The sequence below is a fragment of the Streptococcus mitis genome (assembly GCF_003944325.1).
Classification (GTDB): Bacteria; Bacillota; Bacilli; order Lactobacillales; family Streptococcaceae; genus Streptococcus; species Streptococcus mitis_CW.
The window spans coordinates 1-10,892 of record NZ_RJPX01000052.1 but is presented as its reverse complement, the minus strand read 5'-3'; the positions used below and the strand labels follow the sequence as shown (position 1 = coordinate 10,892).

Genomic DNA, 10,892 nt, shown 5'->3' with positions numbered 1-10,892 from the left:
GTGCTGTGCTGTGCTCATGGTAGTATCCTTTCTTAGCTTTGTCAAGCTTTTGTAATTTTAATTTTATAAAAAATTAAGTTGGATTATCCTATTTTTGTAATGCTTAATTTTTAATACATTACAGCTTCATTCTATCAAAAATAGGGGTTGAAATCAAAAGAGTTCTCTAATCTCAATTTCTGATTTTCTTGTGCTAAACTTACAGTCAATTTTGCTTCTTTAAAGCTTCTATTTCTTTCAATGCAGCCTGATATGCTCTTTTTATTTCTATTTGTTTTCTCATTGATTTTTCAGAATACATCTTTTTCTTTAGCTGTTGTGCCTTCTTATCTAATTTATCTAATTGGTCACTGAGTTCAATAGAGTTTCTAAGATTACTTGTTTCTAAAACTTGTAATTCTTTCTTACCAGTTTCTTTTACAAGACTCTCATAAACATCATCTAAATCATTTCCCTCAAAGTTAATGCTTACATCATCATGCGTCTGAAAGCGACGGACAATCTTAAAGTGCTTACCATCCTTTTCTTGACTTAAAGGCTCTTTATAATGAATAAGAAGTTCTTCTCTACCTTGTGGATATTTTAATACAAAGGCTGTGTAAATCCCTAATCTTATATCTAGCTGTTCTAATAAAGTGAACGAAACATCCATTTGTTCGAGTTCTATTTCTAAAAGCATGATTTGCTTCACTTTTTTTCCAGCAGGAATATTAGTGGTACTTGTATCAATCTGATGAGTAATTTGAATTGCTCTAATCTGTTCTCTTAAATCTTTCTTTTCTTTTACAGAAACATTAAGATTATCAAAAAAATCACTATTTCCCTTTTTATGAGGCCGATATAGAAGGTGAGGTTTTGATAAGGCTGTATAGGATGGAAATCTAATCATCAGAATCCCCTTTCATCAATATGAAGAAACAAATTAACTCAAAATCATCCATTCCCTCGATGCTAGTATTCATCAAGTCAACAGATCCAAAGTTAAATAGGGCATCCATAGTTGAAATCTGATCATGTTCCATTAGTTGATCGATTGCCTCTTGAAGCAATTCCGAATAAACAACCATTTCTTTACCGTCTTTTGTTTGATGATTAAACTTGTCTACTATTTGACTCAATGGTTTACTTTGACCCCGACAAATGCTACTGAGGTGCTCCAATATTTTCTTGCTTTCAGACGGAGATAACAGTAGTTCTCCATTTCTATTGATGTAGAGGATATAATATGGATGAAGCTGATTTTGATTATTTTTTCCTTTTATCTGTTCTTTATTTTTTAGTACAAAAATGACACCTTCTGATTCTTTATTGGAGGCAGGTAAAATAGCTTGCAATCCTTTTGGAACTCTTTCTAACTCAGGATGTTCTTCCAAATACTTAAGAAGGTCTATGCGATAATCTTCTAATCCTAAATCCATAATAGAAATACCATCATTCATCTCCTCTAGATCAACCACTTCATCTCTAAGACGTTCTAATTGCTTTCTTCGATAATTATTATCCTCTATTTCTTCACTAGATAAAACATTATCATCTGCTGTTGAAGTCAAAACAGAAATTTTCATCCTCGATTCAACCCTAGACTTAAGATCGATATACTCATCTAACTCAAGATTTGGCCAAAAGTTAACTAATTGAATGTATTTATTTTGACTACCAATTCGATCCACACGACCAAACCGTTGAACAATACGGACAGGATTCCAGTGGATATCGTAATTGACCATCATATCTGCATCTTGCAAGTTTTGACCTTCGGAAATCACATCTGTTGCAATTAAAAGATCAATCTCACTCTCATCACCAGGAAACAGGACATCACGAGATTTTGATTTAGGAGAAAAATAAGTTAATAAAGAATTGAGATCTTTATTTTTAGTTTCCAAAGTTGTTGCAAAACCTTTTGTACCTGAAATCTGAGCAGTGTAGAGACCATACTTATCCAAGACATACTGACTAATATGTTTGTAAAGATAGTTCGTTGTTGTCGCAAATGCAGAGAAAATAATCAGCTTTTTATTACCAACATTGATTGGATTTGTTAGTTTCTCATCTATCAATGAAAAAAGAGTCTGGAGTTTTTGGTCTTCTTGTGGCGTTATTTTACCGATTAGATCTTCTAGCTCTGTCAATATTGCAAAATCTTGTTCTAACTCGACCTTCCAACTACGATAATCCATATCTTGTAAAGCAATACGATTTTTCTTACCAATAGAAAACTCGAAATTACTATCTTCCAAATCAAAATCATCTTCATCAAGATGAGAATCAAGAGATAAATGATCCAAGCCTGTCAATTCATATTCCTCGATAGCCTTTAATGTCTTTTCTACATAATCTTTAACAACATCTATTAAAGTATATCGAAAAGCTGCAACAGAACTTTCTAAACGTTTGAGCAGGTTAATCATCATCAGTTTTTTGATACCAGACTCACGGCCAAACTGAGTTAAATTCCCCATTACTCCTTCTTTACTTTTATCGTATTTAACTCTCTTTGATGGGTAAATATGTATCGATGGTTGATAGATAGTCAACTGGAGTTTATCAAGTAAGTGATATAATTTTTTATAGGTAATTCCAAGATTTGAAACTGTTAAATCAGGTTCAAAATTAAGTGGTTTTAAGCGCTGTGGAAATTCTCCAATCGCTTCTCTATCATAAAATTCCCGAATATGTTTTCTACTTCTGGCTATCGTTACACTATCTAGTACTTTAAAGAAATCAAAATCTAATGTAGATAACAGTTTATCTGTTGTTCTCTCTTCTGCAGGTAGGTCAGCCCACTTATTATAAGCAGATTGAGCATTTCTGAAAATATCATTTATAGATGATTTTGTTTCTAATTTACTATCAATTTGATCCGTATCTCCTTCATAGGCTAAAGCAATTTGATTTTTCAAATCATTAAAGCGATTATTAACAGGTGTTGCTGATAGCATGAGTACCTTGGTAGGGACACCAGACTTTATGATGCGATTCATTAAACGGCTATATCGATTTTCTCTCCCCTCAGATAAGTCATTTTCGCTAGAGCCACCATTTCTAAAATTATGGGACTCATCAATGACAACCAAATCATAAGTATGCCAATTATTTAAGGACAGATCAATTCCATTAGAGTGTCCTTTATCTCTACTGAGATCTGTATGGTAGAGAACGTCATAAAGCAAATGTCTATCATAAATTGGATTATTTACATAATCATGACGATACATATTCCAGTTATTTTCTAACTTTTTAGGACAAAGTACTAAAATACGTTTGCCTCGATAAGCATAATAAGTCATGACCGCTAAAGCTGTATAAGTCTTACCAAGACCAACCGAATCCGCTAGAATACATCCATTAAATTTTTCTAATTTAGAAATGATAGATTTTACTGCATCCTTTTGGAAATCATATAACAGCCCCCAAATCTTACTTTCTTTATAACCAACCCCTTCATTGGGTAAAAAATCCTCATTGATATCTTCTAAAAATTCATTGAATAAATTATATAGCATCACATAGTAAATGAACTCAGGAGAATGTTCTTTATGAGCTAAGTTTAAATTATCCAAAAACTCTTCTGTAACATCACGAAAATAATCATCTTCTTCCCAGAGATTATCAAATTCATCTAAATAATTTAAACTAAGTGGTGCATGATAGAGGTTTCTACTCGTTTTAAATAGAGAAGCTTCATATCCTAATTCTTTGCGATCAAAGTTTTTCAAACGATCTACTACCACTACATCATCCGAATTTTCAATTCGAATACCATTTGGCATTTCATCTGTTTCAATATTAATAGACTTAAATTGCGCTTTTCTTCGAATCCAATCAGCACATTCACGAGCAATCGCTTTTTGAGTCAACTCATTCATCAATTTCAGTTCATACTTTCCACCAAAAATCGATTGTTCTCGTTCTTTTTTGGGTATCATATACTCACGGAAATCTGTTTTGGTTTCATCTGTTATAAAAGTCGGATTTGTAAAAATAAATTTTAACTCTTCTATATTCTCCAATTCCTCTTTCAACTGCTGATAAGCAAACATAGAAAAGGTTGCTGCTGCAATCTTGACTCGGCTTTTTGATTTCAACTCTTTCTTTAACTCATCTCCAAGACGAATTGATCGATTATCAATTTCCATAATTCCTCCCTGTTAGACTATTTCTACTATTATATCATTCTTTGCAAATTCAAAATAGACCTTTTTCTTCTTTCTAAAAAAGGAAAGCCCTGCGGCATTCCCTTGTCTTACTTACGTTTCTTCTTCGCTTTTTTCATTTTATTCGCCATGCGTTTCATGGATTGTTTCATAGCAAATTCACCGATTTTACCTTTTAGACCGCCACCAAACATCTGGCTCATATCTGGCATTCCTGCTCCTCCGAGAGCGGATAAGTCAGGCATCCCACCTTGTCCCATCATTCCTTCAAGGGCAGACATATCCATCCCTCCCATATTTGGCATATTTTTAGGAAGGTTGTTTGGATTGATTCCCATTTGCTTCATCATCTTATTCATATCTCCAGACATGACTCCCTGCATGAGTTGTTTAGCTTGGTTAAAGTCTTTGATGAATTTATTGACTTCGACAAATGTATTTCCAGAACCTGCAGCGATACGACGGCGACGGCTCGGATTTAACAAATCTGGATTTTCACGTTCTTCAGGTGTCATGGAAGACACAATAGCACGTTTGCGAGCAATCTGGCGTTCATCTACCTTCATGTTTTGAAGGGCTGGATTGTTAGCCATGCCTGGAATCATCTTGAGCAAGTCTTCCATTGGGCCCATGTTTTGCACCTGATCCAACTGATCGATGAAATCATTGAAATCAAAGGTGTTTTCACGCATCTTCTCAGCCATTTCAAGGGCTTTTTGCTCATCGTATTCTTGAGAAGCTTTCTCAATCAGAGTGAGCATATCCCCCATGCCAAGGATACGACTAGACATACGGTCTGGGTGGAAGGTCTCAATGTCCGTAATCTTTTCACCTGTACCAGTGAACTTGATTGGTTTTCCAGTAATGTGTCGAACAGATAGAGCAGCACCACCACGAGTATCGCCATCAATCTTAGTAAGGATAACCCCAGTCACTTCCAACTGATCATTAAACTCACGCGCAACATTGGCCGCTTCCTGACCAATCATGGCATCAACGACGAGCAAAATTTCGTTTGGTTGAGCCAAGGCTTTCACGTCACGAAGTTCATTCATCAAAAGCTCATCAATCTGCAAACGACCTGCCGTATCAATCAAGACATAGTCATTATGATTGGCTTGGGCTTGTTCCAAACCTTGACGTACAATCTCAACAGCTGGTACTTCTGTTCCAAGTGCGAAGACAGGAACATCAATCTGTTGTCCCAAGGTCTTAAGCTGATCAATGGCAGCAGGACGATAAATATCCGCCGCAATCATCAAAGGACGGGCATTTTCTTCCTTCTTGAGTTTGTTGGCCAATTTACCTGCAAAGGTTGTTTTACCAGCCCCCTGCAAACCAACCATCATGATGATTGTAGGAATCTTAGGTGATTTGATAATTTCTGCCGTATCAGAACCTAAAACAGCTGTCAGTTCCTCATCAACGATTTTGATAATCTGTTGCGCTGGATTAAGGGTATCAATGACCTCATGTCCGACTGCACGCTCACGAACTTTCTTGATAAAGTCCTTCACAACAGGCAAGGCAACGTCAGCTTCAAGCAAGGCCAAGCGAATCTCTTTAGTTGCCTCTTGAACATCAGATTCAGAGATTTTTCCTTTTTTACGTAGATTTTTAAAGACGCTCTGCAAACGTTCTGTTAAACTTTCAAATGCCATTTTTCTTCCTCTTATTCTCTATTATCAATGCTTGTTAAAATTTCTATCTGCTCCTGCAGAAAGTCATCCTTGGGATAGCGCTCCAAAATCTGATCAAAAATCTGACTACGAACAATGTAGTCCGAGTACATGTGCAATTTCATCTCATAATCTTCCAGAATCTTTTCTGTCCGCTTGATATTATCATAGACAGCCTGACGACTGACGCCAAACTCTTCAGCAATCTCAGCGAGGCTGTAATCATCAGCGTAGTAGAGCTCTATATAATTCATTTGCTTATCTGTCAAAAGCGCTGCATAAAATTCAAAGAGCGCATTCATACGATTGGTTTTTTCGATTTCCATAACTTTTATTATATCAAAAAATAGCCTAATCTACCACACTAGAGAGCCAATCCAAGAAGATAGCTAGCTAAATTTGAAAAAGACAAGAGACTAACCCCAAGTAATTTCCAATTGATAGATGGCAAAGGGATGTCCCTCTTGATTTTGTAGTTGATAAGCTAGCTCAATCTTTTGCCCATCCACTTGATAACGACTCGTTTGGATGATAAACTCCTGCATGCCCATGGGTGTGGGAATATAGGCTAAACTATCACTATCCTTTAAAAAGCGCATAATGGTCTTGGGATTGGAAAATCGGCTCATCACCAGTTCTTGACCATGAAATTTAATCACTACTTTTTCCTTTTCCTCATTGTAGAAAAGCAGGTAGCTATAATCTCCCTTTTCATGCACTTCCACGTCATAAAGCTGGTCAATTACTTCCAACTGCTCATCAAACTGAATCCTATTTCGCATCCGAATCTTCACATCAGGTCCTCTTTCTTCTCTCTTGTCCTACTATTTTACCAAAAAGAGCAGGATTTTGCTATAATGGTCATATGAACGAAAAAGTATTCCGTGACCCAGTTCACAACTACATCCATGTCAATAATCAAATCATCTATGACTTGATCAATACAAAAGAATTTCAACGTTTGCGTCGCATCAAGCAACTGGGAACTTCCAGTTATACCTTCCACGGTGGAGAACACAGTCGCTTCTCTCACTGTCTAGGAGTCTATGAGATTGCTCGACGTATCACAGAGATTTTTGAAGAAAAATATCCTGAGGAATGGAATCCAGCCGAATCACTCCTCACCATGACTGCTGCTCTCCTACATGACCTTGGACATGGTGCTTACTCTCATACTTTTGAGCATCTCTTTGATACCGATCATGAGACCATCACTCAGGAAATCATCCAAAGTCCTGAGACAGAGATTCACCAAGTTCTGCTACAAGTAGCGCCTGACTTTCCAAAAAAGGTTGCCAGTGTCATCGACCACACCTATCCTAATAAGCAGGTTGTACAACTCATTTCTAGTCAGATTGATGCAGACCGCATGGACTATCTCTTGCGCGACTCCTATTTTACAGGAGCATCTTATGGGGAATTTGACCTGACTCGCATTCTTCGAGTCATTCGTCCTGTCGAAAATGGGATCGCCTTTCAGCGCAATGGCATGCACGCCATCGAAGACTATGTCCTCAGTCGCTATCAGATGTATATGCAGGTTTATTTCCACCCAGCAACACGCGCCATGGAAGTTCTCCTACAGAATCTCCTCAAGCGTGCCAAGGAACTCTATCTAGAAGACAAAGACTTCTTTGCGCGAACTTCTCCACACCTCCTACCTTTCTTCGAAAAAAATGTGACCTTGACTGACTATCTGGCTCTGGATGATGGTGTGATGAATACCTACTTCCAGCTCTGGATGACCAGTCCTGACAAGATTCTTTCAGACCTGTCGCAACGCTTTGTCAACCGCAAGGTCTTTAAATCCATTACCTTTTCACAAGAAGACCAAGACCAACTCGCTAGCATGAGAAAATTGGTTGAGGAAATCGGCTTTGATCCCGACTACTATACTGCCATTCATAAGAACTTTGACCTCCCTTATGATATCTATCGTCCCGAATCTGAAAATCCGCGGACACAGATTGAGATTTTACAAAAAAATGGAGAACTGGCAGAACTCTCTAGCCTGTCTCCTATCGTCCAATCCCTTGCTGGCAGTCGCCATGGAGATAATCGCTTTTATTTTCCAAAAGAAATGTTGGACCAAAACAGTATCTTTGCTAGCATTACCCAGCAATTTTTACACTTGATTGAGAATGATCATTTTACCCCAAATAAAAACTAGAAGAGGAAATTTATGAGTATTAAACTAATCGCCGTCGATATCGACGGAACCCTAGTCAATAGCCAAAAGGAAATCACTCCTCAAGTCTTTTCTGCCATCCAAGATGCCAAAGAAGCTGGTGTCAAAGTCGTGATTGCAACTGGTCGCCCTATCGCTGGTGTTGCCAAACTTCTGGACGACTTGCAGTTGAGAGACGAGGGTGACTATGTTGTGACCTTCAACGGTGCCCTTGTCCAAGAAACTGCTACAGGCCATGAGATTATCAGCGAATCCTTGACCTATGAGGATTATCTAGATATGGAATTCCTCAGTCGCAAGCTTGGTGTCCACATGCACGCCATTACCAAGGATGGTATCTATACTGCCAATCGCAATATCGGAAAATACACAGTTCACGAATCAACACTCGTCAGCATGCCTATCTTTTACCGCACTCCTGAAGAAATGGCTGACAAGGAAATTGTCAAATGTATGTTCATCGATGAACCTGAGATTCTCGATGCTGCGATTGAAAAAATTCCAGCAGAATTTTACGAACGCTACTCCATCAACAAATCCGCTCCTTTCTACCTCGAACTCCTTAAAAAGAATGTTGACAAGGGTTCAGCCATTACTCACTTAGCAAAAAAATTAGAATTGACCAAAGATGAAACCATGGCGATCGGGGACGAAGAAAATGACCGTGCCATGCTGGAAGTCGTTGGCAATCCCGTTGTTATGGAAAATGGAAATCCAGAAATCAAAAAAATCGCCAAATACATCACTAAAACAAATGACGAATCCGGCGTTGCCCATGCCATCCGTACATGGGTACTGTAAAATAATTTGAGTGTAGAAAAAGCACTCCAGAAGTTAGAGATAAGGTACTGACCCCAAAAGTTAGACAGAAAAATCTTACTTTTGGGGTGCAGTTTAAGAATCAGTATTTTTTGTCTCTAGTTCTATCCCCTAAATAATTATTAAATTTGAAAAAGGTAGTACATTATGTAAAACCTTTTTCATTTTTTATTTTACTACGAATTAATATTATTTTTTCTAATGATAATTAATCCACTAATCTTCCTTTATAAATATTGCAGTTCTTTTCTTAGTTAGCTTTTTTCATAACTCTTTATAAGAATAACCAATAAACTACTTAGTAATCCCAAAATAACTAAACTTAATCTCGGGTTTAAAAGCCAATTAAAATAAGCAGCCAGTATCCCTCCAAAAGGAGCAAAAATGGTAGCTATTACAAAAGAACTAGAAAGTATTTTACCAATATTATACTCAGTACTTTCTTGTTGCTGTATTGTTGTAATTGAGACAGAAGCTATTGTAATTAGTCCACTCAAAATTGAGTAACAAATTCCAAAGAATATCCAATTTTCTACTATTCCGCTTGCCATAATGACAAGTGGGATAGTTGCCATTGATATATTCATCAATATAAAGGCATCCTTCTTATTCAAAAAAGTAGAAAGAAGAGTTACTGCTATCAAACTACCAAATCCAGCAATTGAGTAAACAATTCCAACAAGACTATTTGATAATTTTAATTGATCCTGTAAATAATAAATAATCGTTGCATTGAAGCCTAGCATAGCGATATTCACAACAATAGTAAAGAGTAAAGAAATCCTCAACTTAATATTTGTAAAGTTCTCTTTAAAACCTACAAAAATTTCTTTTATATCATCATTACCATTCTCCTTGTGTTCTTGATCTGGAATATATGAAATTAGTATTGAAAGAAATAACAATAAGAAAGTAGCACTATTAATAAAAAAAATGCTATTAATATTAAACTTTAACATTAGCACCCCTGCTATAGCTGGAGAAATTAATTTTGAAATAGTTCGGACACCTTGAAACTGAGAATTATATTTTTGCAATTCTTCCTTCTCAAATAATGCCGGGGTAATGACTGAGAATCCCGTTTGAAAAAGTGTCGAAAATAAAGGTATCAAAAATGCAATAACGTAGTAAAAAAATATAGAAACTGAATATTTAGACAATATCGGTATTACACTACATAATAATGCAGGTATTAATGTAGACCATAATAGTATTTTTTTCTTATTGAAATTATCTAATAAGTAACCCATAACGAATCCCAACAAGAATTGAGGTAACAATTCAATAATCACCATTCCTCCCATTGCAAAAGACGAATGAAATTCTTGGTAAATTAAGATTGGAAAAGCAATTTTCTGAAATCTATCTCCAATATTTGATATAAATTCACCAAAAGTTATTGTATAAAACGTTTTCTTGTTAATATCCAAAATGTCCCTTCTTTCTAGTTAAATCACTATGAATATCACTTTTTATTAAATCGGTAAGACTTATTCCAAACCTCTTTGCAAGAGTTGGTACCTCACTATTTTCACTTAAACCATACATAGTTTCTAACTCAATGAAATATACATCCTCACCAGATACTCTAAAATCAAGATAAAGACATCCTTCTTATTCAAAAAGTAGAAAGAAAGGTTACTGCTATCAAACTTCCAAATCCAGTAATTGAGTAAACAATCCCAACAAGACTATTTGATAATTTTAATTACGTCCATTTTTTTCTCTCATTAATTGGACATAGCCCTTTGTTTCTATTTTTGAATTTAAAAACGAGAACTCTCCGCACATTTTATCATAAAAATTACTATAATCTTCTTTTGAAAAATCTCCTAAAATCTCTATCTCAAGATAAAACCCAAGACCATCAATCTTATCTAGATTAATCGTTTTATTTTCTAATTCATTATGATAAGTCTTTCTATGTTTACTTATTGTGAAAATATTTGAAAATCCATCTTGCAAGATATTTCTTACAAATTCTAATTTTTCAGATTCCAATTCTATTTCACTTTCACTCCACATTCCTTGTTTTATCGTATCTTTTCT

General features: G+C 36.0%; 8 protein-coding genes and 1 pseudogene. 2 read left to right on the top strand and 7 right to left on the bottom strand.

Annotated features, from left to right (window positions below; all coding sequences use genetic code 11):
• Positions 1-205: 205 nt before the first annotated feature.
• From D8787_RS10440 to D8787_RS10420, 5 genes are all read right to left on the bottom strand, one after another.
• Positions 206-889 carry a DUF4391 domain-containing protein gene (locus D8787_RS10440; RefSeq protein WP_125423615.1) on the bottom strand — a complete coding sequence of 228 codons (684 nt, stop codon included), beginning with the start codon at positions 887-889 and terminating at the stop codon, positions 206-208.
• The gene (locus D8787_RS10435) at positions 882-4,139 is read right to left on the bottom strand and encodes a helicase-related protein (protein ID WP_125423612.1); all 3,258 of its coding nucleotides are present in this window, start codon (positions 4,137-4,139) and stop codon (positions 882-884) included. Before D8787_RS10435 ends, D8787_RS10440 begins: the two co-directional genes overlap by 8 nt.
• Positions 4,140-4,246: 107 nt before the next feature.
• Complete coding sequence (gene ffh / locus D8787_RS10430) at positions 4,247-5,818, bottom strand: signal recognition particle protein (protein WP_125423609.1); 1,572 nt, start codon at positions 5,816-5,818, stop codon at positions 4,247-4,249.
• An 11-nt stretch (positions 5,819-5,829) separates the two neighbouring features.
• Positions 5,830-6,162, bottom strand: a complete 333-nt coding sequence (locus D8787_RS10425; RefSeq protein ID WP_000402066.1) for a putative DNA-binding protein — start codon at positions 6,160-6,162, stop codon at positions 5,830-5,832.
• A 90-nt stretch (positions 6,163-6,252) separates the two neighbouring features.
• A complete protein-coding gene (locus D8787_RS10420) occupies positions 6,253-6,630 on the bottom strand; it encodes a DUF1934 domain-containing protein (protein ID WP_125423605.1) in 378 nt (125 codons plus the stop codon).
• A gap of 71 nt (positions 6,631-6,701) precedes the next feature.
• Between D8787_RS10420 and D8787_RS10415 the strand changes: the two genes are divergently transcribed.
• Together D8787_RS10415 and yidA are read left to right on the top strand one after the other, a co-directional pair.
• Positions 6,702-8,006, top strand: coding sequence for an HD domain-containing protein (locus tag D8787_RS10415; protein WP_125423600.1), 1,305 nt, complete (start codon positions 6,702-6,704; stop codon positions 8,004-8,006).
• Between the two features lie 12 nt (positions 8,007-8,018).
• Positions 8,019-8,825 (top strand): sugar-phosphatase, encoded by an 807-nt coding sequence (gene yidA / locus D8787_RS10410; protein WP_125423597.1) that lies wholly within the window; start codon positions 8,019-8,021, stop codon positions 8,823-8,825.
• Positions 8,826-9,097: 272 nt separating this feature from the next.
• Here yidA and D8787_RS10405 read toward each other — a convergent pair whose 3' ends face one another.
• Entirely contained in the window at positions 9,098-10,273 is a 1,176-nt protein-coding gene (locus tag D8787_RS10405; RefSeq protein WP_125423594.1) for an MFS transporter, read from the bottom strand.
• A 274-nt stretch (positions 10,274-10,547) separates the two neighbouring features.
• Positions 10,548-10,892 (bottom strand): annotated as a pseudogene (locus tag D8787_RS10395) (adenylate cyclase); the annotation flags it as partial.